We start from the raw sequence: 23,504 nt of genomic DNA, 5'->3' as shown, positions 1-23,504 counted from the left end.
CCCCTCTTACATGAAACGCATTGCTTACCTGACCGGCCTGCTGGGCCTGCTCGCGCTCACGGCGCTTGTCGTGCATGAGGGCATCAGTGATATCGCCACCGTGATGGCACAGGGCGGCTGGCTCCTGCTGTTGCTGGTGCCGCTGCACGCGCTGCCCCTGCTGCTGGACGCGCAGGGCTGGCGCGTGCTGCTGACATCGGCCGATCCTGACGAGAAAGCGGGCCTGGGCTTCCTGTGGTGGGTCGCCACCGTGCGCGAAGCGGTGAACCGCCTGCTGCCCACCATGAGCATCGGCGGCGAACTGGTCGGCGTGCGGCTGAGCCGGCTGCGCATCCACGACACGACCGCGGTCACGGCGTCCATCGTGGTCGAAGTCATGATCACGCTGTTCGCGCAGTACCTGTTCTCGGCGCTCGGCGTGCTGATGCTGATCGCCGCGCTGCAGGACAGCGGCCAGGCCTGGATCATCCTGGCCGGGCTGGCGCTGTCGCTGCCGGTGCCGGTAGCCTTCGCACTGTCGCTGCGCCACACGGGACTGTTCGAAAAGCTCGAAGGCGCGGCGCGCAAGCTGTTCGGCGAGGATCACCGCATCGTCGCCATGATCGATGGCGCACGGCTCGATGCGCAGATTCGCGCGCTGAACCGGCGCCGGCGCGAACTGCTGGCTGCGCTGGGCTGGCAGTTCGTGGGCCTTGTCAGTGGCACGCTCGAAATCTGGTTTGCGCTGATGCTGCTGGGGCACCCGGTGCCGTTCTGGCAGGCCATGGCGATCGAGGCCCTGACCCAGGCCGTGCGCCACGTGGCCTTCTTCGTGCCCGCGGGGCTCGGCGTGCAGGAGGCCGTGGTGCTCCTGCTGGGCCAGGCGCTGGGCATGGACGCGCATGTGTCGCTGGCGCTGGCACTGGTCAAGCGCGCGCGGGAAATCCTGTTTGGCGTGCCCGCGCTGCTGTCGTGGCAGTGGGTGGAGTTGCGCCGCTGGCGGCGCGGGGTGGCGGAAAGCGCCGCCCGGTGAAGTACCGGCGGGTCAGCTGGCTCCCACCTGCCGCGCGTTGTGGTTGACCAGGTACTGCACCAGCCCGTCGACGCCGCCGCGCGCGACGATATCGGCGAACTGCTTGCGGTACACCTCGATCAGCCAAGCGCCCATCATGTTGATGTCATAGATCCTCCAGCCATTGGGCGTCCGCTGCAGCCGATAGTCGATCTGCATCTCGTCGCCGTTGTTGAGCACGCGCGACTCCACCACCACATCACCGGAGCCACCCGCAGCCTGCGCCGGCTTGAAGCGGAACTTGACGTTCTGCTCGCGCAGTTGCGCCAGCGACACCGCATAGCTGCGCACGAGCAGTTGCGTGAATTGTTCGCTGAGTTGCTTCTGCTGCTCCGGCGTGGCCGTGCGCCAGGCGCTGCCGACCGCGAGCCGCGTGGTGCGCCCGAAATCCGTGTAGGGCAGAAATTGCTTCTGGACCACCGCAGTGATCTTCGCCATGTCGCCGCCGCGGGTTTCGGGATTGGACTGGATGGTCGTGATCACGCCTTCCACGGCCGCCTGCACCAGGCGCTCCGGCGCGGCCTTGAGATCGGTGGGCTGCGCCGTCTGCGCCTGCACCGTGGCAACCATGGCCACCGCCGCGACCGGCGCAAGGGAAATCAAACCGAATCTGTTCATGCCGATGTGTGCTGCAAGAAGCGTTTGAAAGAGACCAGGGGCCCCGTCTCGCCGGGCGCCCGGGATGCCGGGCCAGTATAGCGGAACGGGGTTGGCCAGCCGGCTGCGTCGCATGCGCCACGCCAGCGCGGCAATCGGGCGCCAGCCGGTATACTCGCGGCTCGAGCCCTGTCCCGAGCACTCCATGCTGACTTCGCTGCTGACCCGCCTCGTCAGGCTCGCCACGACCCGCGCCTGGCTGGTGATCGTGGCGGCCCTGCTGCTCACCGCTGCCAGCGGCGTCTATGTGGCACGACACTTCGCCATCACTACGGACATCAACCGGCTGCTCGAATCCGATGCGCCGTGGGCCAGGCGCGATGCGGCCATCGGCGAGGCCTTTCCGCAACGCGGGCAGATGATCCTGGCCGTGGTGCAGGCGCCGGCGTCGGAACTGGCCGATGCCGCCGCCAATGAACTGGCCGACGCGCTGCGCAAGCACCCCGAGCATTTCCACTCGGTCAGCCAGCCCGGCGCAGGCGATTTCTTCTCCCGCAACGGCTTGCTGTTCGCGCGCACCGAGGAAGTCGGTCAGGTTACCCAACAGCTCGTCCAGGCGCGCCCGCTGCTCAACCAGCTTGCGCACGACCCTACCCTGCGCGGGCTCTCCGACACGCTATCGAGCATGCTGAGCCTGCCGCTGACGATGGGCCAGGTCAAGCTGGCCGATATGGACACCTTGCTCGGCGCCAGCGCCGGCGCGCTCGAACAGGTGCTGGCCGGCAAGCCGGCCGCCATGTCATGGGCGGCCCTGCTCGACGACAGCCAGAAGCCCGACAAGGAAGGCCGCGTCTTCAGCTTCATCGCGGTCAGCCCCGTGCTCGACTACAGCGACCTGCAGGCAGGCGCCGCCGCGGCCGACGCCATCCGCGCCACGGCCGCGGACCTGAAACTGTCGCAGCGATACCAGGCCAGCGTGCGCCTGACCGGGCCGCAGCCGCTGGCCGACGACGAGTTCGCCTCCGTCAGCGAAGGCGCCGCACTCAATGGCCTGCTCACGGTGCTGGTCGTCGTGCTGATCCTGTGGATGGCCTTGCGTTCGAAGCGGCTGATTCTGGCCGTGCTGGCCAGCCTGCTCACGGGCTTGCTGATCACGGCGGCGCTGGGCCTCGCCATGGTCGGTGCGCTCAATATGATCTCCGTGGCCTTCGCGGTGCTGTTCGTCGGACTAGGCGTCGACTTCGGCATCCAGTTCGGGGTGCGCTATCGCGCCGAGCGCCATGACCGTGGCCATATCGCCGAAGCGCTGGAACATGCCGCGCAGGGCACCGCGATGCCATTGACGCTGGCGGCCGCGGCAACTGCCGCCGCATTCTTTTGTTTCCTGCCCACCGATTTCCGCGGCGTGGCAGAGCTTGGGCAGATTGCCGGTGTCGGCATGATGGTGGCGTTCCTCACGACCTTCACGATGCTGCCCGCGCTGATCCAGGTCATGCAGCCGCGCGGCGAAGCCGAGGCACCCGGCTTTGCCTGGCTGGCGCCCGCCGATGCGTTCTTCGAGCGCAACCGCAGGCCGGTGCTGCTGCTCACCTGCGCGGCGATCCTCCTCGGATCACCGGTGCTGCTGCGCCTGCGCTTCGACTTCGATCCGCTGCATCTCAAGGATCCGCATTCGGAATCGATGGCTACGCTGCTCGCGCTCAAGGATGCGCCCGAGGCAGGCACCGACGATGTCACCGTGCTGGCACCGTCGCTGGCAGCTGCCAAGGATATTGCTGCGCGCGTCTCGCCGCTCCCCGAAGTGGCGCGCGTCGTCACGTTGCAGACATTCGTCCCCGAGGACCAGCCCGCCAAGCTCGCAGCCATCGAAACCGCCCGCACGGCGCTGATGCCCGTGCTCACGCAGCAGACTGCCTCTCCTGCCACCGACATGGCGCGCGTCAATGCGCTGCGCAATGCCTCGCGCCAGCTCGCCATCGCGGCCGACGAACATCCCGAAACCGGCGCGGCCCAGGCAGCGCGGCTGGCCAAGGTGCTGAAACGGCTCGCCGACGCGGATGCCGCCACGCGCGACCGCGCCGAACTGGCCATCGCCCTGCCGCTGCGCTTGGCGCTGGGCCGCCTGCGCCTGATGCTGGAGCCGCGGCCCGTCACGCAGCAAACGCTGCCGCCCGCGATCGTGCGCGACTGGCTCACCCCCGACGGCCGCGCGCTCGTCAGCATCACGCCCCGGCTGCCGCAGCACGAGGGCATCGAACGAGAAGCCGCGCTCAATCTGTTCATGGACGCCGTACTGCGCGTGGAGCCCAATGCAACGGGTGGCCCGATTGCGATCCGCGGCTCGGCCGACACGATCATGGGCGCCTTCGCGCAAGCCGGTGCCTGGGCCGTGCTATCCATCACCATCCTGCTGTGGATTGCGCTGCGCCGCTTTGGCGACGTGCTGCGCACGCTGGTGCCGTTGCTGGTGTCAGCCATCGTCACGCTGGAGCTGTGCGCGGCGTTTGGCATTGCGCTGAACTTCGCCAACGTGATCGCGCTGCCGCTGCTGCTGGGCATCGGCGTGGCGTTCAAGATCTACTACGTGATCGCGTGGCGCCAGGGCAAGACCAAGCTACTGCAGTCGAGCCTCACGCATGCGGTGCTCTACAGCGCCGCCACCACCGCCACGGCATTCGGCAGCCTGTGGCTGTCGCAGCATCCCGGCACCGCGAGCATGGGCAAGCTGCTGGCGCTGGCGCTGGTGTGCACGCTGGTGGGCGCCGTGTTCTTCCAGCCTATCCTGATGGGCCGGCCGCGCCAAAGCGCGCACCGGCATCCGGGGAGCGCTACGGAGTAGTCGCCCACTCGCCGTCAGGCCCTCCCCGAATAGCGATAACAACCTCGAATCGACCGCTGCATCATGTTGCTCCCCCGAATTGCGCGCCAGCCCGCACGGCTGGCTTTCCTGGCGTTCGTTCCGCTGCTCGCGGCCGGCTGCGCCACGGGCCCGCAGGCCAATCCCGACGACCCGCTCGAACCGATGAACCGCGTGGTCTTCAAGGTCAACGACAAACTGGACCAGTACGTAGCCGCGCCCGTCGCCAAGGGCTACAAGGCAGTCACGCCGCAGCCCGTGCGCACCGCGGTGACCAATTTCTATTCGAACATTGCGGACGTAGGCAACTTCGCCAACAACCTGCTGCAAGGCAAGGGCGTGGATGCGGCCGAAAGCCTGATGCGCGTGGCGATCAATTCGGTGCTCGGGATCGGCGGGCTGATCGACATTGCCACGCCAGCCGGCCTGCAGAAGCATTCACAGGACTTCGGGCTGACGCTGGGTACGTGGGGCGTGCCGTCCGGGCCCTATCTGGTGCTGCCTTTCTTCGGCCCGAGCTCGTTCCGGGATGGCGTGGGCTTGTACGTGAATTTCCAGCTCGACCCGACCACCTATATGGATCCGGCCTGGCGCAATTCGCTGTTTGCCATGAACGTGGTGGACGTGCGCACCAACCTGCTCGGCGCAACCGACCTGCTCTCGCTGGCGGCGCTGGACAAGTATGCGTTCGTGCGTGACGCCTACGTGCAGCGGCGACGCTACCTGCTGGATGGCGGCAGCAGCAAGCTGCCGGACTACGGCGACGACGAGGAAACGGAAGGTGCCGCCATGCCATCGTCAGCGCCGGCACCGGCATCCGGACCGGCCGCGGAGCCTGCGCTGCCTGCGGCGCCCGCCTCCGGGACACCGCAGCAATAGGACTCGGCGGCCAAACACTCAGCCGCCGATGCCGAGCAGCACCACCTCGAACGTCAGCGTGGCGTTCGGCGGGATGGTGCCCGGCACACCGCGCGCACCGTAGGCGGTAGCCGCCGGGCAGGTCAGCCTGGCCTTGCCGCCCACCTGCATGGTCTGCACGCCTTCGGTCCAGCAGGGAATCACGCGGTTCAGCGGGAACGAGATCGGCTGGCCACGCTTGTACGAGCTGTCGAATTCGGTACCGTCGGCCAGCGTGCCGCGGTAGTGGACCTGGACCGTATCGGTTGCCTTCGGCGACGGCCCGGTGCCCTTGACCAGATGCTGGATCGTCATGCCGGAAGGCAGCGTCTGCGCGGCGGCCGCAGGGGCCGATGCGGCCGGTGCCGAGGCACCCGGAGCGGCCGCCATGGCGGCGCAGGCGAAGGTCATGGCGCTGAAAAGCAGGGCGATGCGTTTCATGGGAAATCCGATTGCAACGGCGTAGTGGAAAGAGCGGGCAGTGTAACCGACGCTCCGACCCTCCGACGCATGCTCCAGCGGCGCAGGGTGCACCGGCTGCGCGCGCATGCGGCGTCGGCGCGGCATTCCCGGCGCGGTACGTTGCATCCTGCGAATGCCGGCCTACGATTGGTTCCACATGCACGGAGGAAGCCATGGCAACAGTCGATTCCCGCGGCCTGGAAGTGTCGACCGGCAACGCCCGCTCGCTGGAACAGTTCGACGCGGCGCTGCACCTGCTCAACGGCTACTACGGCGACCCGCTTGCCGCCATCGATGAAGCGCTGGCCGAAGCACCCGACTTCGCCATGGGCCACGCGCTGCGTGCGGGACTGATGGTGACGTCAGGCGACGGCACGGCAGAGCCGATGCTGCGCGAAAGCGTCGAGGCCGGCGAGGCGCTGCACGCCGGCGCCAATGACCGCGAGCGCCGCCATATCGCTGCGGCCCGCGCGTGGCTGGACCGTTCATTCACGCGCGCCATTGCGCTCTACGGCGACATCGCCATCGATTACCCGCGCGATCTGCTTGCCGTGCAAGTCGCGCATATTGGCGACTTCCTGCTGGGGCAGTCCAGCATGCTGCGCGACCGCATTGCCCGCGTGCTGCCGCACTGGGATGCGGAGATGCCGGGGTTCAGCTTCCTGCTCGGCATGCATGCGTTCGGCCTCGAGGAAACCCAGTTCTACGAACGTGCCGAAGACCGCGGCCGCAGTGCGCTGGACCTGAACCCGCGCGATCCGTGGGCCATCCACGCCGTGGCGCATGTCATGGAAATGCAGGGCCGGCTCGACGAAGGCATCGGCTGGCTCGGCAGTCGCCGCGAGGACTGGGCCGACGACAACATGCTGGCCGTGCACAACTGGTGGCATCTGGCGCTGTTCGAACTGGAACAAGGCGATACCGATGCGGTGCTCGCGCTCTATGACGAAAACATGTGCCGCCCCGCCCCGGCGATTGCACTGGACCTCGTCGACGCCTCGGCGCTGCTGTGGCGCCTGCACCTGCGCGGCGTGGATGCGGGTGCGCGCTGGCAGCCGCTTGCCAGCGACTGGCAGGGGCGTGGCGCTGCCGGCTACTACGCCTTCAACGATGTCCACGCGATCATGGCCAGCCTGGGCGCCGGCCAGCCCGACACGGCGGCGGAACTGCGCGCAGCCCTGTCCGGCGCCGCAGCCGGTACGGGGACGAACGCCATGATGTCGCGCGAGGTCGGCGTGCCGGTAGCCGATGCCTTGATCGCCTTCGAGGACGGTGACTACGCCACGGCCATCGACCTGCTGATGCCGGCGCGCCTGATCGCGAACCGCTTTGGCGGCAGCCATGCGCAGCGCGACGTCATCAACCTGACGCTCATCGAAGCCGCGCTGCGTGGCGGGCGCGCGAATCTCGCCCAGGCCCTGTGCGCCGAGCGCGCGGCGCTGAAGCCGATGAACCCGAGCCTGCGCCGCCTGATGCATCGCGCCGACGACTGCGGCCGGGGCGCGGTCAGGCACTGAGAAAGTTCGACGGCGAATCCGTGCGCTGCCGGCCTATGCCAGGAACAGGCGATAGGCCGGATTGGCGCTTTCCTCCCAGTACGGGTAGCCGAGCGCGGCCAGCACCGCGTCGCTGCGCTGTGCAGCCGCCTCGGGCATCTGGATGCCGACAAGCACAGACGCAGCGTCACCGCCATCATTGCGGTAATGGAAGAGGCTGATGTTCCAGTCGGCCGGCAGCGCGCGCAGAAAGGTCATCAACGCGCCGGGCCGCTCGGGGAATGCAAAGCGGAACAGTCTCTCGCCGCCAGCGAGTACGGAGCGGCCGCCCACCATATGCCGCAGGTGCTGCTTGGCCAGTTCGTCGCCGGTCAGGTTGACCGTGGCAAAGCCTTGCGCGCTGAAGGTGCCGGCAATCTGCGCAGCCTCGGTACGATCCCGCACGCGCATGCCGACAAACACGTGCGCGGTTTGCGCATCGGCAATGCGGTAGCTGAACTCTGTGATGCTGCGGCTGCCGGCGAGATCGCAGAAGCGCAGGAAAGTGCCGCGCGCCTCGGGCATCGTCACCGCGAACACGGCTTCGCGCGCATCGCCAATTTCCGCGCGCTCGGCGACGAAGCGCATGCGCTCGAAGTTGACGTTGGCGCCCGACGTCACCGCCACCAGCGTCCGGCCCTGCAGGCCATGCTGTTGCGCGTATTGCTTGGCGGCGGCAACGGCCAGCGCACCGGCGGGTTCGAGCACGCTGCGCGTGTCCTCGAACACATCCTTGATGGCGGCGCACACGGCATCCGTGCTGACCGTCATGACATCATCGAGATACGCCCGGCATAGACGGAAGGTTTCCTCGCCGACCAGCTTCACCGCGGTGCCATCCGAGAACAGGCCCACATCGCCGAGTTCCACGCGCCGTCCCGCGCGCAGCGACTGCGCCATCGCGCATGAGTCCTGCGTCTGCACGCCGATCACGCGGATTTCGGGGCGCACTGCCTTCACGTACGTGGCGATGCCCGCAGCAAGGCTGCCGCCCCCGATAGGCACGAAAATGGCGTCGAGCGGCGCGCGATGGCGCGCCAGGATCTCCGCGCCCACGGTGCCCTGGCCCGCGATCACGTCGGGATCGTCGAAGGCCGGGATGAAGGTCAGGCCAAGCTGCTGCTGCAGATGCATTGCGTGGCGCCAGGCATCGGTATAGGACGCACCGGCCTGGACCACTTCGACCGTGGGGCCGCCATGCGCACGCACGGCATCGACCTTGACCTGCGGCGCCGTCGTCGGCACCACAATCACCGCGCGCACGCCAAGGTGCCGTGCCGACAGCGCCACGCCCTGCGCGTGGTTTCCCGCCGATGCAGTGATCACGCCGCGCTGCAGTGCCTGCGCATCCAGATTGGCCATCTTGTTGTAGGCGCCGCGGATCTTGAACGAGAACACCGGCTGGTTGTCCTCGCGCTTGAGCCAGATTGCGTTGCCGGTGCGCGCGGACAGGTTGCGCGCCAGCTCGAGCTCGGTCTCGCGCGCGACGTCGTAGACTCGCGCATTCAGGATGCGCCTGAGGTAACTGTTCTGGTCGGCAACGTCCGGCGCATGGACATCGCGATATTCGGTGGCAAGATCGGCGGCTTGTGCCGGCATGGCGGCGCTCCTGTGCTGAATGTGTGCCCAGGAGACGGAAACAAAAAACCCGCCTCAGGGCGGGTTTTGCGGTAACTGATCTGAGGACGCGCGCTAACCCACCATTCCAGGAATGGTGATAATAATCAGCGCGATGTCGTTGTGACGGCGGTCCATGGACGAAAGCTTGTCGGACCTTGGGCGATTTGTCAATCTTCTGATTGACAATGGATGTGGCCCGCGTCAGGTGGCGCGGGCCGGCAGGAGACTCAGGTAATAACGTTGAAGACCAGGCCCAGCGCAATCGCTGCGCCGATCGTTTCCACTGCTGCCAGCGCGATGAGGTTCTTCACAATGAAGGCGTCTTCCTGCTTGGTCACCATGGTGTAGTCTCCGTAGGGATCTAAGTCCGACCGGATTGCGATGGGCCTGCACTGCAGCCCGATCTTTCATCCAGCCACGTCTTGTGCGCGGTTCCAGTAGACTCCAACGTCCTCGCCGGGGCTAGCTGGCACAAACCCGAATATTGCGACGACGCGATTGGGCAGAGAGTATGGAGTTGCCGAGAGTCGCTACAAGTTGCCGCGGAACGTGCGGCATCAAGAAATTGCCGGAAAGGCCGTAACTGTATGACGCGGGCTTTCGCCTGCTTTTGCCCCGCACCGTATTTCCGACCGGCATGGAACCCATATCATTCGAATTTGTTTCCGTCGAGGAAGCGAAACAAATCCTAGACGGCGCGCCGCCCACGCAGGTCGAACCGGACTGGCCCACGTTGCGGCGGCCCGTACCGCCCGACTCGCTGGCGCTGAACATCACGGCGATGCGCTGGCTCATGTCGCTGCCGCCTGAAGCCCGGCCCATGGAACTGTGTCGGCGCTATCCGCGCATCGGCAACCAGCTCGCTGCGTTGTGGCCGCATCCCACTGCGATCCGCGCCTATCTGGAAGACCTGCTGATCGACAAGCGCGGCGGGCGCCAGGGCTTTCCAGGCGGGATCGCCACGGAGCTTTCGCAGCTTCAGGAGTACCTGCTGCAGGGGCAACCCTAGCGCCACGATCGATAAATGCGAGGCTCCGCTTGCATTTTCCAGATCCTTTGATACAATGCGCAGCTCACTTGCCCAGGTGGCGGAATTGGTAGACGCACTAGGTTCAGGTCCTAGCGGTGGCAACACTGTGGAGGTTCGAGTCCTCTCCTGGGCACCAAGATTTGGAAGTTTGAAAAAGGCTTGCTTCGGCAAGCCTTTTTTCATTGGTGCGTCCGATGCGTTCGGCTCGCTACCCCCGATCGCTACCGCGCCTTCTCGTCGGGCGGACTGACCTGGTTGATTTTGGCCCCGCCGGTGCCTTTGCGCGGACTGCCGTGCAACCCCGTTGACGGCGCCTTGCCCGCGGATTCGGACGCTGGCCGCCCATGCGGCTTGCCAGGCAGGCCTGCGCCGGTCGCAGGCTCCTGCGGCGTGTCGTTCAGCCCCTTGCCGAGCCCGCCGGGATTATCCGCACCCTTGCGCGTTGCCTCGGGCGCGCTGCCCGGCGCCATGGGACCGATGATCCTGCTGTCCTTAGAACCATAGTCGGCGCGGTTTCCCGCTCCCTGCGCGAGGGCGCCTGTGCCGCAGCACAACGCCATGGCGGCGATCGCCGCGATTCCGGCATAACGCATAGTGGCTCCTTGCTCTGTGGTTGGAACGGGCGCGCGCAACCTCATTCGCGGCGATGGGCCACGGCCTCCGACACCTGCGCCGGGTCTTCATAACGCTTCTCGGGAATGGCCTCCAGCGCATCTACGATCTCGTCATCCGCGCCGCTTTCGCGCGCGGCCGACACCAGCGCGCCGCGCGTGGCAGGGTAGTCGACGCCCTTCAAAGCCTTTTGCAGCGCAATCGGGCTGGGCCTGTTGCGAGCAGACTCGTCTTTGCCTTTATCGCGTTCCGACATGATTGCCTCCATGGATTCTGCCCTTGCGGAATGCTGCCCGCGTCAGGCCGGGTACATGGACGACGGAACGCAAAGCCCATGCCGGCATGGGCATCGGCGCGGCGATGCAGCCCGTCCTCGCCAGCGCAGCGCGCCGTCATGACGAAAGAAATTGCACCGGTATGTGCGTGGATTTCAAAACCCTTCGGTGCGTTCCGGGCAACCATCACGGATCCGCATGATCGTCTGGCGCGACACGCGCAGCGTGCGCGCAAGCTCGCTGATCGATGTTCCGACACGGATCGCCGCGCGGATTTCCTCGTGCATGTCGGGTTCGAGCAAAGGCTTGCGGCCGAGCCGGGCACCGCGGCCGACGGCCTCTTGCGCGCTCTGCTTCATGCGGGCACTGCGACCTTGCCGCTCGAGATTGTCGACGGCATACAAGGTCCGCATGGTCACCGAACTCGCCGCGGCCAGGTTCTCATCGCCAACTTCCGCGCAATGCACCCGCACCCCCAGCGACCGGCAACGCTGCAGCGTGGCGATGACATCGCGCAGGTTGCAGCCCAGGCTCGCCAGCGTGGCGGTAACGATAGTGTCGCCCGCGCGAAGCCGCCGCGACATTTGCTGGAAAGCGGGCCGCTGCATCGCCGGCCCCATCACCGATGAGCGCTCCCACCAGGCATTGCCGATGTTGATGACATACCCGGCGGCATCCAGCGCCATGCATTCCTGCTCGAATTCGCTGAGGCTCCCTGCCTGATTCGTATAAAGATACGTAGTCGGCATTCCATCTCCTCGCCGCAGGCCGGCGGCACGGCACCATAGTTGTCCGAAATAACTACATTCTCGACAGCGCGTTGACATATCAGCGACAGGCAACCTTTCTTACCATCTCCCTGAAGACATGGAAAATAAATACTACGGCCGGTTGCACACACGCATGCGGCGCGGCCTCCACCGGAGACAGGATAAAGTGCCGATGACGACCCAACAATACTACGACCATACCGTCGAAGGTTCCGCCACATTGCTGTCCGACGACACCTGGCAGGCGACCGGTTGCGTGGTACGTGCCGGCGCCGTGCTGGTCGAGTCGGGCGCACTGGGGTTCTACCGGACCCGCGAACGCGCGCAAGCCCAGGGGCTTGCGTGGGCGAAAAGCTGGATCGACATGCATACCGACTCGGTGCCCGCGGAGCCAACCGAGCCCGAGAACCCCGAGGAGCCTGCCGAGGCGACGTCTTCCGCCGACGGAGATGCCACGGTGCTGTTGCGCAAAGCCCGGCCGCGCAATTCCGCGGCTGCCGACTGCGCAAGCCGGCAATTGCTCGACATCGAACGGCATATCTGGGAGGTCCGCAGCAACCTGCGCCGCCAGATCCGGTTCGCGCGCCAACTCCGCGCCGACGGCCTGCCCACCGAGTTCACTGAGATGCTGTTGCACACTCTGTGCCACACCGTGGCGTCGCTGCGCAAGCAGCGCAACCGCTTGCGCCAGCAGGTCGCCGCGGCGTCGCGAGTGCGATCGCGCAGCCGGTAATTGCGGCAACGGTGTGTGAGAGTGACACGACAACAAGGCAACGACACCGTCCGGCGCCAGGCGCCAGGCGCCAGGCGCCTGGCCCAGACAAGGACCAGGGCCTGGCGCTCGACAGTGTCAGTCCTTGCGAAGCTGCATCAGCGTCGTAAGCAGCGTGTCCAGCACGATGGGCTTGGACACGTGCGCGTCGAATCCCGCCTCCTGGGCCGCGTCGATGTCGCGCTGCTGCCCGTAGCCACTGAGGGCCACCGCCCTCAACCCTTCCAGGCCTGGCAGCTTGCGTGCGGCGCGCAGCAACTCGAAGCCGTCCATGCCCGGCATGCCGAGGTCGGACAGCAACAGGTCCGGCGGGCTCGCCGCCATCTCCGCGAGCGCCACCTCGGCATCCGTGGCGACCTGCACCGCAGCGCCTTCGGATTCGAGCAGCATCCGGAACGTCTCGACCGTCGGCGCATCGTCGTCCACGAGCATGACGCGCAAGCCGCGCAGCAGTGACGGCGTCACCGGCGGCTCGGTGTCATCAATGCGCGAGTCGGAGCCCGACGGCAACTCGACAGTGAAGGTCGCGCCATGGCCGAGTCCCGGGGAACTCGCGGAAACCGTGCCGCCATGCAGCGTCACGATCTCCTTGACCAGCGACAGGCCGATTCCCAGGCCGCTCTGCCGCCCGCGCGCATTGGCGCCCTGGCGGAACATGTCGAAGATATGGGGCAGCACCTGCGCGTCGATGCCATGGCCGCTGTCCTTGACCACCAGCCTGGCACGATCGCCCTCGTTCTCGAGCGTGACGCGGATCTCGTCGCCCTCGCGCGTGAACTTCAGCGCATTGCTGATCAGGTTCCAGACCACCTGCTCGATGCGGGTGACATCGGCGTTGATCCAGACCGGTGTCCCGGACAGATTGCAATGCAGCGTCAGATTCTTGCTCGCCGCATCTTCCTTCACGGCGTCGCACACGCGCTGGACGACTTCGCGCCAGTCGATCGGGTCCCGCGTGAGCGACAGTTTGCCGGTACGCATGCGCGACATGTCGAGCAGGTCGTCGATAATCTGAGCCTGGTTCTGCACGGTACGCCGGATCGTCGCGGTCGCCCGCGCAATGACCGGATTGCGCCGCGCCTCGGCCGAGCGCGCGATCAGCTCGCTGCTCGCGCTGATCAGGTTCAGCGGATGCTTGAGTTCGTGCGACACCACCGCCAGGAACTCGTCGCGCCGCATGTGATCGTCGTCCTGCCGCCAGGTCGGGTCGTTGCGCGGCGCGCCTTGCGGCAGCACTTCGTCAAGGTCGCGCGCGATCTTCGCGTAACCGCTGATGCCGGCGGTATCCAGCCGCGATAGCACGCCACTCGAACGGAAGCGGGTGCCGTCCTTGCGCAGGTGCCAGCGGTCTTCCTCGACGCGCCCGTACTTGCGCGCCTGTGCCATTTCCTCCGCCGGTACGCGTTGTTCGCGGTCCTCGGGCGTGAACAGGACGTCGGCCGTCCTGCCAAGCATTTCGGACTCGTCATAACCGAATATCCGGTGTGCACCGACGTTCCAGCTCGTCACGCCGCCGTCGTCGTCAAACGTGATGATGGCGTAGTCGCGCGTGCTTTCGGCCACGATGCGCATGCGCAGCTCGCCGTCGCGCAGCCGTTCCTCCGCGGCGCGCCGCGACGTGATATCGATGAACGACAGCACGGCGCCATCGATGCGGTCTTCAGTGGTCCGGTACGGCAGCAACCGGGCCAGGTACCAGCGGCCATCGCTGCTGCGTACTTCGCGCTCGATCAGCCGCAGCGAATCGAACGCCTCGGCGGCGTCGTCCGACAGCTTGTCGTATTCCAGCCGATGCGTGATGTCGAGCAGCGAGCGGCCGATATCCGACGGGATGATGCTGAACACGTCCGTAGCCCTCGGCGTATAGCGCTTGATGCGAATATTGCGGTCGACAAAGATCGTACCGATGTCGTTCGCCGTGATCAGGTTCTGCAGGTCGTCGTTGATCTTGCCGGTCTCTTCGACCTTCGACTTGAGCTCCGCATTGACCGTCGTGAGTTCTTCGTTGATCGATTGCAGCTCTTCCTTGCTGGTTTCCAGCTCTTCCGTGGCCGAGCGCAGTTCCTCGTTGATGGCCTGCAACTCCTCGTTCGAAGCCTTGAGCTCTTCCGTCGACGTCTCCGACTGCTCAATGGTGGCCTGCAGCTGCTCCTTGGTACGCTGCAGCTCGCCTTCGAGCTGGCTGACCATCGGGTCGCGCTGGGGTCTCACGGCAGCCGCATCGGCCTCCGCCATGCTGTCCTCGACCTCGTCGAACAGGATCAGCACAAAGTCCGCATTGGCCTCCACGTCATGGACGGGCCGCGCAATCATGTTCACGAAGAAACGCCGGCCGTCGCGCTCAAGCTGGACGCGGCGCGCCTCCACGCTGTGGTTGGTCTGCAGCGCCTGGAATATTGCCGTGCGCAACTCCAGGCGCAGTTCGGGACGCACCGTTGCGATGATGTTATGCGACGGCTCGCCGCCCACATATTGCAGGAAGCGCCCGGCACGGTCCGACAGATGGACGATATCGGAATCGCGGCTGACCAGCACGCTGGGCGGCGCATGCTGTTCGATCACGCGCTGGTGCAGGTCGCCAAACGAGAACTTGCGGCGGCCCAGTTGCGGCGTGATTGTCATCGGCAGGCTGGATGCAATGGCGGTTGGCGCATGGGGCGTGGGCGCTTCCACGCGTACCGCAACGTTGGCCCGGTAGATGCGGGCCTTCTTGTCGACCACGCTGAACAGGTTGCCGACGCTGTCCGCGGCCTCCGAGCCGCCCAGAAACAGGATGCCGCCCGGACGCAATGCGAAATGGAAGGTGCGCAGCACGTCGAGCTGCGCCTCGCGGTCGAGGTAGATCGGCAGGTTGCGGCAGCACACCATGTCGAGCCGCGAGAACGGCGGGTCGCGCAGCACGTTGTGCAACGCGAACAGGACGTGTTCGCGAAGTTCCTTCTTGACGCGGTAGTGGCCGGCGTCGCGCGTCATGAACTGGCGCACGCGCCCGGCGTCGACGTCGGCGAGGATCGACTCGGGATACAGCCCTGCGCGTGCGTGGGCAATCGCGCGCTCGTCGATATCCGTCGCGAACACCTGATATTGCACGGCTTCCGCCGTGTTACCGGTGGCCTCCTGCAGCAACATGGCGATGGAGTACGCCTCTTCACCGGTCGCGCAGCCCGCGCTCCAGACGCGGATGGGGTCGCCTTCCGTACGCCGGTTTTCGATGATCTGCGGGAGCACTTCATTGCGCAGCGCGTCGAATGCCTCGCGGTCGCGGAAGAAGTTGGTCACGCTGATCAGCATGTCCTGCAGCAGCAGCGGCGTTTCCTCGGGGTGCCCATGCAGGAAATCACGGTACTCGGACAGCTCGCTGAGTCCGTTCACCTGCATGCGCCGTTCGATGCGGCGCAGGACCGTCGCGCGCTTGTACTGGCGGAAGTCATGCGAGGTACGTGTGCGCAGGATCACCATGATCTCGCGCAGGATGTGCTCGGTATCGGCCGTACCCGCCAGGCTGCCGGCCGCTTCGTCGTCCGACGGCAGGTGGATGCGGTTCGCGTTCGACCACAGCTCCATCAGCTTCTGCGGCATCTCGGGCACCGGCAGGACGATGTCGACCTGGCCGGTACTGACCGCCGCGCGCGGCATGCTCGAAAACGCGGCCTCTTCCGGCTGCTGGGCAAGCACGATGCCGCCCAGCTCCTTCACGCGCGTAATGCCGACCGAACCGTCCGCGCCCGCCCCGGACAGCACAATGGCGGCCGCGCGTTCGCGGTGCGCCTCGGCCAGCGACCGGAAGAACAGGTCGATAGCCGCGCGGTGCGTATCGCGCCCGGCTTCGGGTTCGACCCTGAGGCAGCTGTCCACCATCGACAGCGTCATGGACGGCGCAATCACGTAGACATGGTTCGCCTCGATGGTGGTGACTTCGGTCACCTGCGTCACCGGCATGGAGGTAACCGCGCTGAGCACTTCCGCCAGGTGGCTGGCATGATCGGGCGCGAGATGCACGACGATCACATAGGCGGCGCCGGTACGCCCCGGCAACGTCTCGAAAAACGTCTTGAGCGCTTCAATCCCACCGGCGGACGCACCAATGCCGACGACGGGAAAAGTGAGTTGACTAGGGAGCGATTTCACTCGGGATGGAGCCATCGTGGTGCTTGCATTCTGAAGATCAGAGTAAGACAAAGATGTTACTACGCAACCTCCTTGCCAGGACAATGGAATGCGGCGGTACGGGCATACCGGTATGTCATCACTTGATATTCCCTGCCTGCAGTTGCCGGCAGCGCCGGTGTTGTCACGAATCTTGCGTGGCACACATGGAATCTGTCGTGCACTCTAGCGCCTCGAACAGCGTCCGCTGCCGTTTTCGACCTATTGCCGCAGCAACGGCAGGCGCTTCATCGGCCAGAACGCCTCCGCGCAAGGATTAGTATGGACTCCCGACCCCCTTCCGGCGCTATCGAACGCAACGGCCCCAAGTTCCTCGCGCGAGATCTGCCCGTGCGCGTCGCGCGTGATGCGCACGAGTTCCTGGCGCGCACGCGTGCCGACCGGGGCGATCAGGGTGCCGCCCGGCGCCAGTTGACCGCTATGCCAACGCCAGCGTGGTGGTGCTCGGCGAAGCATCGCACGGGACGGCCGAGTTCTACCGGGCGCGGGCAAGGCTGACGCAGCGACTCATTGCCGAGCATGGCTTCACCGTGGTCGCGGTCGAGGCGGACTGGCCCGACGCCGCCGCCATCGACCACTACGGCACGCCTGCTGGAGGCGTGGGGGCCGAAGTGCCGGGCCGTGGTGTGGGCGCACAACTCCCATATCGGCGATGCGTCGGCAACGGTCATGGGCGCCGAGCACAACCAGCTCAACCTCGGTCAGCTGTGCCGCGAGGCCATGGGCAACCGCGCCGCGCTGATCGGCCTCGATACCTATACGGGCACGGTGGCCGCCGCATCGCGCTGGGACGGCCCAATGCAGGTCAAGCAAGTCTTGCCGGCCCGCACCGACAGTTATGAGCATATGGCCCACGCGGCAGGACTGCCGCGCGCGTTCGTTGACCTGCGCGACGGCGTCGCGGGCACCGGCGCCACCCTGCGCGAGGCCCTGCTGCAACCGCTGCGTGAACGCTTCATCGGCGTGATCTACCAGCCCGAAACCGAACTGCAGAGCCACTACATGCACGCCGTGCTGCCGCGCCAGTTCGTCGGATGGCTCTGGCTGGACACGACCACCGCGGTGCATCCGCTCGGTGCGCCGCCGCAGACGGCCTCGGCCGGCGACATGCCAGATACCTATCCGTTCGGCCTGTGACGACGCGACCTCTGCAACATTTGTGGCGTCTGCAACCTCATTACCGACAGTTGTAGTTTCTTCCGCACGTTGCGCAGGGCGGCGCCCGCGCATGCCGCGTCGCTGCGTTCCCCCGCGACACGCGGCGACCGGGCATGCGGGTTGCTCCACGAGGGGACCCGCAACCGATCGGAGACTGCAAATGGATCGCAACCTCAACTCGAATCAAGGCGCTGCCATCGTGGGCGGCGGCGTCGGCGAAGGCCCGGGCCCGGAAGTCATGGCGGCGTCGAGCCTTGATGACACCAAGGTCTACTCCTCCGACGACCAGCACGTCGGCGAAATCAAGGAGATCATGATCGACGTCCCGCGCGGCCGCGTGGCCTACGCGGTGCTCACCACCGGCGGCTTCCTCGGCATGGGCGATACGCTGCACGCGATTCCGTGGAGCGCACTGGTGATGGACACCGACGCGAAGTGTTTCCGCATTGGCCTGACCGCCGACCGCATCAAGAATTCGCCGGGGTTCAACAAGGACAGCTGGCCAAGCATGGCAGACGCGCAATGGGGCACCGACGTGCACCGATACTATGAACGCGAGCCGTACTGGGTAGGCTCTTCGCCGGTTCTCTGAGGACCTGGCATCCGAACCGGGCAGCCGTTCCACCGACGGCTGCCCGGGCGTGCATTCCTGGTGATGACGCTTGCAAGATGTACATCACCGGACCACCCGGCGTACGGGAGCCTGGGCGCCATACGGTGCGCCACGGTGCGCGGCACGAAGCTTGCACAGGCTTCGCATCCCGCCCGCGGCCACAACAGGAGACTCCCCGTGACCCTTACCCGCTTTCCCAAACACCTGATCGCCATCGCCCTGGCCTCTGTGCTCGTGCCTGCCGCCTATGCCGCCCCCTCTGCTTCCGATACCGATTTCATGAAGAAGGCCGCGCAGGCCGGCACCATGGAAATCGAGGCCAGCAAGCTGGCCCAGCAGAAGGCCAGTGACAGCGCCGTGAAGGATTTTGCCGCGCAGATGGTGAAAGACCACGAAGCCGCGGCCAATGAGCTCAAGCAGCTTGCCAGCCGCAAGAACGTGACATTGCCGAGCGCACCGGACGCCTCGGACCGCGCCACGCTTGAAGCGCTCAAGGGGCTCAGCGGTGCCGCGTTCGACCGCCGCTACGCCGACACGGTGGGCGTGCAGGCGCATATGCAGGCCGTCGACCTGTTCCGTGGCGCCTCGCAGACCGCGAGCGACACCGACGTCAAATCGTTCGCGTCGAAAACGCTGCCAACGCTGGAACACCACCTGGACATGGCGCGCAACCTGGCCGCGAAGACCAAGTAGGTCGCATACACCCCGCACTGCCGCGCGGTTTCCGTTGTCAGACGACCCGCGGAAACCGCGCGGCATCATGCCGTCGCCGCCTTCGACTTGTCCAGGTCAGTCTTCAGTGGGCAGGCAATGCGCTAGCGCCGAGGAGAAAGGCAAGCTTCGGTGCCGGATGCCGCCGTGACGCGGCGATCGTCCGGATGCAGGCAGGAAGGCGTGGACTACTGGAGGGTTTCGTTCCCGGCGCATTCGTCGCCGAGGCCCTGGATCAGCAATACGGACTCGTTTTGCAGCGCAAGCTTGACCCCAGCTGCGATCGCGGCGCTGCGGCATGCGAAGGTTTCGCTCTTCGTCGTCTTGCCATTGGCCGTCATGGCCACTGCCCACAGCATGCCTCTTACCGGGATTACCTTTACGACACCGTCCGCCATGATTCACTCCTCGAGGCGAAACCGGCTCCGGTCTGTCTGGCACGGCAGGAACTGTCCATATGTCGCATATGTCAGCAGGTGGCTGCGCGCCTGTCCGCTACCGGTTTCATAAGCTGACCATTTCGGAGCATTGTCCGTGCCATCGCGTTGTCGGCCGTTTTGCAAGGGCGAAGTCATCACCGGCTGGCAGAACAAGCTGCGCGCAGCGATCGCACTGGTGACGCCAGCGGATTTTCTGGCGGAACAGCACCGCGGCATGGCAGAGCCGGGCACTTCGGACAAGGTGGCTTCCGCACGCGAGAACCGGGCCTGAGCCGGCATGGCGCAGGACAGTGCGCTCAGACCTGAGTTTTTTCCGCCACGCCTGAGTTCAGCGCAAAGGAGCGCCATGCGCCGATGGTCCACCGCGTCCAGTGCCACGGCGCGAAGGCCATTTCGTCGTAGCCGGGCAAGCGGCCGTACAAGACTTCACGCAGGCGGGGGTCGGCCATGAATGTGGCCCGTATCCGGTAAATGGCATAAACGCGCGCCAGCAGCAGGAGGCCCGTTGCGGCGAGCGCAATGCACCATAGCTCCAACGAACTCATGTCGACTCTCCGCGCCCCGTTATCGGCCTATGGCGATAGTCTGGTAAAGCAGCAATTCGTCGCGGAAATTCCGTCGCGCCGCGTCCAGCGCGTCCGTAGCGCCACGCCGCGGCATCGTGGACCACATGGTCAGGTGGTGCACGGTGCTCCCTACGATGCCTTACTCAGCCGCGTCGAATTCAGGCGAACCTCAAGTGCCGCCAACGCGCGCTCCAGGCTTGCCACCGTCTCGGCAACCTTCAGCGATTCGGCAGCATCGGTCAGCCGCGCAGCGCGCTGCTGCTGCAGATTGATTTCGGCCTTAAGTTCACTCATGTAGCGGTCCAAAATGACAAGCTCACGGAATCTTCCTGGAGTCATGGCGGCACGCGGATTTTTCAGCTGTTGACTGGATGCTATGAAAACAAAGGGGAATCGTCAGCGGGTTCTTTATGTCCGGAACGGCACCGTTCCGGACAGGTGTGGGGATGTTTTTCCGACATATGCTTCAGATGTGCCCGGCGTCTGGCCGCCGAGCGTCGATTCCCGATGGTTGCCCGCTCGTATGAGTGGGCTTTTTTTGGTCCTGGCGCTGGCGAAACAGCGGCGCCTGCCACGAGCGCTAAGTCCCTCCCAGCAAACTCTGCGGCGCATGCCAAGAACGACAAACGCCGCCTCATCCAGGCTAATGCCTTTCGGTTAGCCACTGTCGTTCCCGCGCAGGCGGGGACCCAGTGACTTTATTCCCGAAGGGGACGTGAAAGACGCTGGATTCCCGCCTGCGCGGGAATGACAGGCACGTCTTAGGGCCTTAACTGAACGGCATTGCGTCATGCAGATTCCATTCACCTCTTGGCCACCACCACCCTCCCCGCAGATTGCCCCCCACCCTTATGCCCCGCAGCCGCCGCCGCGGCCGCATTGGCCACCTGGGTCTCCGCCAACTCGATCGCTTGCTTCGTCGACTGCTGCATCGATTCGCACAACGACGCACCGGACGTCATCGCAGCCTGCCAGGCACTGAACGCCCCTTCGGATCCCGCCGGCACGTTCTGGGCGAGCTTTTCAAATATTTGCTGGACGGTCTGCTTGTTGGTTTCGTACTGAGCGGCCGCAACCTTCTGGAATTCCTCGCGTGTGGTCGCGGCGATTTCCTGCACCTGCTGGAAGAATGCCCGTGCCTTTTCGGCCGCTGGCTCTACCGCCGTTACCTGCAGCGCGAAGAACTCTTGCGGGCTCTTTGCCGCAAACGCCTGCCGCACGGTTTCCTGGTTGTCGGCAAGCGTCGCCTTCATGGTCTGCATGCTCAGCTCGGTGAGCCGCTGATAAGCATCCAGGGTCTTGGTCGTCATGCCAAACACGATATCCATGGCTGCCGCCTGTGCTGCATACATGGGTTGAAGATTGACTTCGGGCATGCTCATCTCCTTGGGGTTGATCCCCCGCGCCTAACGTGGGGGTCGGGCTGACGAAGGGCCGGCACAGGTCGGCTCCATGTCTCGGAAAGAACGAGACTAGTGAAGATCGGCGGCCAGGGATAGCACGAGTTCGATTCCACAAAGCGGGGTTTCCGGACACACGCGAATCGGCGCCCGCGGTTGACTTTGACCCATGCGCGTGCTCCGCCGCGTCCTACCTACTGCGCGCAAGGTCACCGTCCGGAGTGTTGGATCGTCGCGGTAGCGCCGAGACCACGTGTTGGCCCATACCCACCATTGCAGGTGCAGCGACGTCACTTTCCCCGCGTTTTAGCGCCAACCCAGCCACATTTTTCCCACCACATCCACTGGCATGCGGCGTGCGTAAAAGGGAGAGAACGCCCGTCACGTTCTGCCCTCTTCCCTTTCCATACAAGGAGTTACGACATGACCCGCAAACTCGCCTCTACGATCCTCGCTTCTGCCGTTTTTGCCGCCGCGTTCGTTGCCGGCGCTGCCCATGCCACCGACCCGCGCGACAGTCCGTTTCCCGGCGACAAGTATGGCTACAATTTCCGCACCGACGCACGCGACGTCTACGGCAACGGCGCCCGCGTGGGCCGCTATGACCCGTACACAGATGGCGCGCGCGATGTCGCCCCCGCCACGCGTGACATCGAGGACACACGCAAACTGTCCGGCATGGACCGCCGTGGTGTGTCCAGCGAGCCGTCGCGCGGTTTTGACGTGTACAGCGAGGGCTCACTGGCCGGCATGGACCGCTGCGGCGTGTCGGGCGAGCCGTCGCGCATGGTCGATGTCTACACGGACGGCAGCGTCGCCTGACCTGCCCGGCCGGGCGTACGATCCCACGGCGCCCGGCTCTCCGTGACAGTCCCCGATTCGGCGTGGACCGGCAGGCGTTCTTCCGCAAGCTCATGGTCTATCTCCCTCATTGCCCCGGTGGTGCTCTGGTTTGTCTTTGTCGTGCTGTGACCGCCGCGCGGCTAAGATAGGGGGCCCTCGTTTCCACCATTGCCCCCAATGAGAATCCGCATCGGCGAAGAGATCACCTTCCGCAAGCTCGAAGCACTGCTGGCGTTCATGGAATCCGGCAACCTGGCCAAGGCCGCCGAGATCCTGGACACCAGTACGGTCAGCGTGCACCGCGCGTTGCACTCGCTCGAAGAGGGCACGAGCTGCGCGCTGTTCCGGCATGAAGGCCGCAACCTGATCCCGACCGACGCGGCCCATGTGCTGGCTGACGCGGCGCGCGAGGTGCTCAAGGCCATGGCCGACGGCATCCGCGCCACGCGCGAGGCCGCCGGTTACCTGGCGGACCATCTCAAGATCGGCTCGCTGTATTCGCTGACGGCGCACACCGTGCCGCAGATCGTGATCGGCCTGAAGGCGAGGCGCCCGGACCTGCAGACGGAACTGGTGCTGGGCTCGAACGCGGACTTGCTGCAGATGCTCAAGCAGGGCTCGATCGACGCCACGCTGATGGCGACGCCCGAGCCGGACCCCGAGATTGAATCGATCCCGCTGTTCGAGGACGAGATATTCTTCGCCGCGCCGGCCGACTCGCCCTACGCGGCGATGCCGGCCGTCGACCTGCGCGCCTGCCAGGACGAGCCGTTCGTGTCGCTGAGCGAGGGATTCGCCACCTCCCGCGGCTTCGCGGAGGCGTTCAAGATTGCGGATTTCCAGCCGAACCTGGTCATGAAGGTCGGCGACATCTTCTCGCTGATGAACCTTGTCGGCGGCGGCGTCGGCTACACACTGCTGCCGGGCCGCGTGAAGGCCGTGCATTCGCGCAATGTGGCATTCGTGCCGCTTACGTCCGACTACGACAATATCCGGCAGACCATTGGCCTGAGCTTCCTGCGCCGGCGCGAACGCGATCCCAACCTGCTTGCGCTGGCGGCCGTGTGCCGCATGGCGATGCGGCAAGCCGAAAAGTAAGCCTCGCTTTCGCCAAGCGTAACGATCCTG

The 23,504-nt window shown here is 65.7% G+C and carries 24 protein-coding genes, 1 tRNA gene and 1 pseudogene; 14 read left to right on the top strand and 12 right to left on the bottom strand.

Going from position 1 to position 23,504, the window contains the following annotated elements; translation table 11 throughout:
• Window positions 1-10: 10 nt before the first annotated feature.
• Window positions 11-1,012 (top strand): HpnL family protein, encoded by a 1,002-nt coding sequence (locus ACIGJG_RS24390; protein ID WP_011301017.1) that lies wholly within the window; start codon window positions 11-13, stop codon window positions 1,010-1,012.
• Between the two features lie 12 nt (window positions 1,013-1,024).
• Here the strand turns inward: ACIGJG_RS24390 and ACIGJG_RS24385 are convergent, their stop codons facing one another.
• Window positions 1,025-1,669, bottom strand: coding sequence for an MlaC/ttg2D family ABC transporter substrate-binding protein (locus ACIGJG_RS24385; protein WP_220630108.1), 645 nt, complete (start codon window positions 1,667-1,669; stop codon window positions 1,025-1,027).
• 184 nt (window positions 1,670-1,853) lie between these two features.
• Here ACIGJG_RS24385 and hpnN point away from each other — a divergent pair, with 184 nt between their 5' ends.
• Window positions 1,854-4,487 (top strand): hopanoid transporter HpnN, encoded by a 2,634-nt coding sequence (gene hpnN, locus ACIGJG_RS24380; RefSeq protein ID WP_483673104.1) that lies wholly within the window; start codon window positions 1,854-1,856, stop codon window positions 4,485-4,487.
• 63 nt (window positions 4,488-4,550) lie between these two features.
• Window positions 4,551-5,384 carry an MlaA family lipoprotein gene (locus ACIGJG_RS24375; protein ID WP_011301020.1) on the top strand — a complete coding sequence of 278 codons (834 nt, stop codon included), beginning with the start codon at window positions 4,551-4,553 and terminating at the stop codon, window positions 5,382-5,384.
• Between the two features lie 18 nt (window positions 5,385-5,402).
• On the opposite strand, the gene ACIGJG_RS24370 is transcribed toward ACIGJG_RS24375, so the two are convergent.
• Window positions 5,403-5,843, bottom strand: coding sequence for an FKBP-type peptidyl-prolyl cis-trans isomerase (locus tag ACIGJG_RS24370; RefSeq protein ID WP_011301021.1), 441 nt, complete (start codon window positions 5,841-5,843; stop codon window positions 5,403-5,405).
• Window positions 5,844-6,037: 194 nt separating this feature from the next.
• Between ACIGJG_RS24370 and ACIGJG_RS24365 the strand changes: the two genes are divergently transcribed.
• Complete coding sequence (locus tag ACIGJG_RS24365; protein ID WP_140953374.1) at window positions 6,038-7,381, top strand: tetratricopeptide repeat protein; 1,344 nt, start codon at window positions 6,038-6,040, stop codon at window positions 7,379-7,381.
• A gap of 33 nt (window positions 7,382-7,414) precedes the next feature.
• Here ACIGJG_RS24365 and ilvA read toward each other — a convergent pair whose 3' ends face one another.
• On the bottom strand, window positions 7,415-8,998 hold the full coding sequence (gene ilvA / locus ACIGJG_RS24360) for a threonine ammonia-lyase, biosynthetic (RefSeq protein WP_483673102.1): 1,584 nt from the start codon (window positions 8,996-8,998) through the stop codon (window positions 7,415-7,417).
• A gap of 658 nt (window positions 8,999-9,656) precedes the next feature.
• Here ilvA and ACIGJG_RS24355 point away from each other — a divergent pair.
• A complete protein-coding gene (locus ACIGJG_RS24355) occupies window positions 9,657-10,028 on the top strand; it encodes a hypothetical protein (protein WP_011301024.1) in 372 nt (123 codons plus the stop codon).
• 70 nt (window positions 10,029-10,098) lie between these two features.
• Window positions 10,099-10,185: transfer RNA gene (locus ACIGJG_RS24350), tRNA-Leu, on the top strand.
• Window positions 10,186-10,270: 85 nt separating this feature from the next.
• Here ACIGJG_RS24350 and ACIGJG_RS24345 read toward each other — a convergent pair.
• The 3 genes from ACIGJG_RS24345 to ACIGJG_RS24335 form a co-directional block, all read right to left on the bottom strand.
• On the bottom strand, window positions 10,271-10,642 hold the full coding sequence (locus ACIGJG_RS24345; protein ID WP_011301025.1) for a hypothetical protein: 372 nt from the start codon (window positions 10,640-10,642) through the stop codon (window positions 10,271-10,273).
• Between the two features lie 41 nt (window positions 10,643-10,683).
• A complete protein-coding gene (locus tag ACIGJG_RS24340; protein WP_011301026.1) occupies window positions 10,684-10,917 on the bottom strand; it encodes a DUF2795 domain-containing protein in 234 nt (77 codons plus the stop codon).
• 174 nt (window positions 10,918-11,091) lie between these two features.
• Window positions 11,092-11,622: a recombinase family protein gene (locus ACIGJG_RS24335; RefSeq protein ID WP_483673101.1), complete on the bottom strand. Its 531-nt coding sequence runs from the start codon at window positions 11,620-11,622 to the stop codon at window positions 11,092-11,094.
• A 256-nt stretch (window positions 11,623-11,878) separates the two neighbouring features.
• On the opposite strand from ACIGJG_RS24335, the gene ACIGJG_RS24330 reads away from it, so the two are divergent.
• Window positions 11,879-12,439: a hypothetical protein gene (locus ACIGJG_RS24330; RefSeq protein WP_011301028.1), complete on the top strand. Its 561-nt coding sequence runs from the start codon at window positions 11,879-11,881 to the stop codon at window positions 12,437-12,439.
• 117 nt (window positions 12,440-12,556) lie between these two features.
• Here the strand turns inward: ACIGJG_RS24330 and ACIGJG_RS24325 are convergent, their stop codons facing one another.
• Together ACIGJG_RS24325 and ACIGJG_RS24320 are read right to left on the bottom strand one after the other, a co-directional pair.
• The gene (locus ACIGJG_RS24325; RefSeq protein WP_220630104.1) at window positions 12,557-16,621 is read right to left on the bottom strand and encodes a CheR family methyltransferase; all 4,065 of its coding nucleotides are present in this window, start codon (window positions 16,619-16,621) and stop codon (window positions 12,557-12,559) included.
• Between the two features lie 225 nt (window positions 16,622-16,846).
• Window positions 16,847-17,101 (bottom strand): hypothetical protein, encoded by a 255-nt coding sequence (locus ACIGJG_RS24320; protein ID WP_166487095.1) that lies wholly within the window; start codon window positions 17,099-17,101, stop codon window positions 16,847-16,849.
• Between ACIGJG_RS24320 and ACIGJG_RS24315 the strand changes: the two are divergent.
• From ACIGJG_RS24315 to ACIGJG_RS24300, 4 genes and pseudogenes are all read left to right on the top strand, one after another.
• A pseudogene (locus ACIGJG_RS24315) lies at window positions 17,080-17,196 on the top strand (hypothetical protein); the annotation flags it as partial. The gene ACIGJG_RS24320 and the pseudogene ACIGJG_RS24315 overlap by 22 nt on opposite strands.
• A complete protein-coding gene (locus ACIGJG_RS24310; RefSeq protein WP_425332965.1) occupies window positions 17,165-17,782 on the top strand; it encodes an erythromycin esterase family protein in 618 nt (205 codons plus the stop codon). The pseudogene ACIGJG_RS24315 and the gene ACIGJG_RS24310, both read left to right, overlap by 32 nt.
• A 181-nt stretch (window positions 17,783-17,963) precedes the next feature.
• Window positions 17,964-18,395: a PRC-barrel domain-containing protein gene (locus ACIGJG_RS24305; RefSeq protein WP_041680273.1), complete on the top strand. Its 432-nt coding sequence runs from the start codon at window positions 17,964-17,966 to the stop codon at window positions 18,393-18,395.
• Between the two features lie 198 nt (window positions 18,396-18,593).
• Window positions 18,594-19,109 carry a DUF4142 domain-containing protein gene (locus tag ACIGJG_RS24300; protein WP_041680274.1) on the top strand — a complete coding sequence of 172 codons (516 nt, stop codon included), beginning with the start codon at window positions 18,594-18,596 and terminating at the stop codon, window positions 19,107-19,109.
• A gap of 206 nt (window positions 19,110-19,315) precedes the next feature.
• Here ACIGJG_RS24300 and ACIGJG_RS24295 read toward each other — a convergent pair whose 3' ends face one another.
• Complete coding sequence (locus ACIGJG_RS24295) at window positions 19,316-19,525, bottom strand: DUF2188 domain-containing protein (RefSeq protein ID WP_140953305.1); 210 nt, start codon at window positions 19,523-19,525, stop codon at window positions 19,316-19,318.
• Window positions 19,526-19,661: 136 nt separating this feature from the next.
• Between ACIGJG_RS24295 and ACIGJG_RS24290 the strand changes: the two genes are divergently transcribed.
• Window positions 19,662-19,838: a hypothetical protein gene (locus tag ACIGJG_RS24290; protein ID WP_166487061.1), complete on the top strand. Its 177-nt coding sequence runs from the start codon at window positions 19,662-19,664 to the stop codon at window positions 19,836-19,838.
• A 25-nt stretch (window positions 19,839-19,863) separates the two neighbouring features.
• On the opposite strand, the gene ACIGJG_RS24285 is transcribed toward ACIGJG_RS24290, so the two are convergent.
• The 3 genes from ACIGJG_RS24285 to ACIGJG_RS24275 form a co-directional block, all read right to left on the bottom strand.
• Entirely contained in the window at window positions 19,864-20,112 is a 249-nt protein-coding gene (locus ACIGJG_RS24285; RefSeq protein WP_011301035.1) for a hypothetical protein, read from the bottom strand.
• A gap of 150 nt (window positions 20,113-20,262) precedes the next feature.
• On the bottom strand, window positions 20,263-20,427 hold the full coding sequence (locus tag ACIGJG_RS24280) for a hypothetical protein (protein ID WP_166487096.1): 165 nt from the start codon (window positions 20,425-20,427) through the stop codon (window positions 20,263-20,265).
• A gap of 509 nt (window positions 20,428-20,936) precedes the next feature.
• On the bottom strand, window positions 20,937-21,509 hold the full coding sequence (locus ACIGJG_RS24275; protein ID WP_220630103.1) for a phasin family protein: 573 nt from the start codon (window positions 21,507-21,509) through the stop codon (window positions 20,937-20,939).
• Window positions 21,510-21,956: 447 nt separating this feature from the next.
• Here ACIGJG_RS24275 and ACIGJG_RS24270 point away from each other — a divergent pair, with 447 nt between their 5' ends.
• The gene (locus ACIGJG_RS24270) at window positions 21,957-22,355 is read left to right on the top strand and encodes a hypothetical protein (RefSeq protein ID WP_220630102.1); all 399 of its coding nucleotides are present in this window, start codon (window positions 21,957-21,959) and stop codon (window positions 22,353-22,355) included.
• Window positions 22,356-22,553: 198 nt separating this feature from the next.
• Window positions 22,554-23,474: a LysR family transcriptional regulator gene (locus ACIGJG_RS24265; protein WP_011301038.1), complete on the top strand. Its 921-nt coding sequence runs from the start codon at window positions 22,554-22,556 to the stop codon at window positions 23,472-23,474.
• The last annotated feature ends 30 nt before the right edge of the window (window positions 23,475-23,504 follow it).

This window comes from Cupriavidus sp. C1SS-2L (assembly GCF_057073735.1).
The sequence above is the reverse complement of the archived record's forward strand: the minus strand, read 5'-3'. Positions and strand labels throughout refer to the sequence as shown.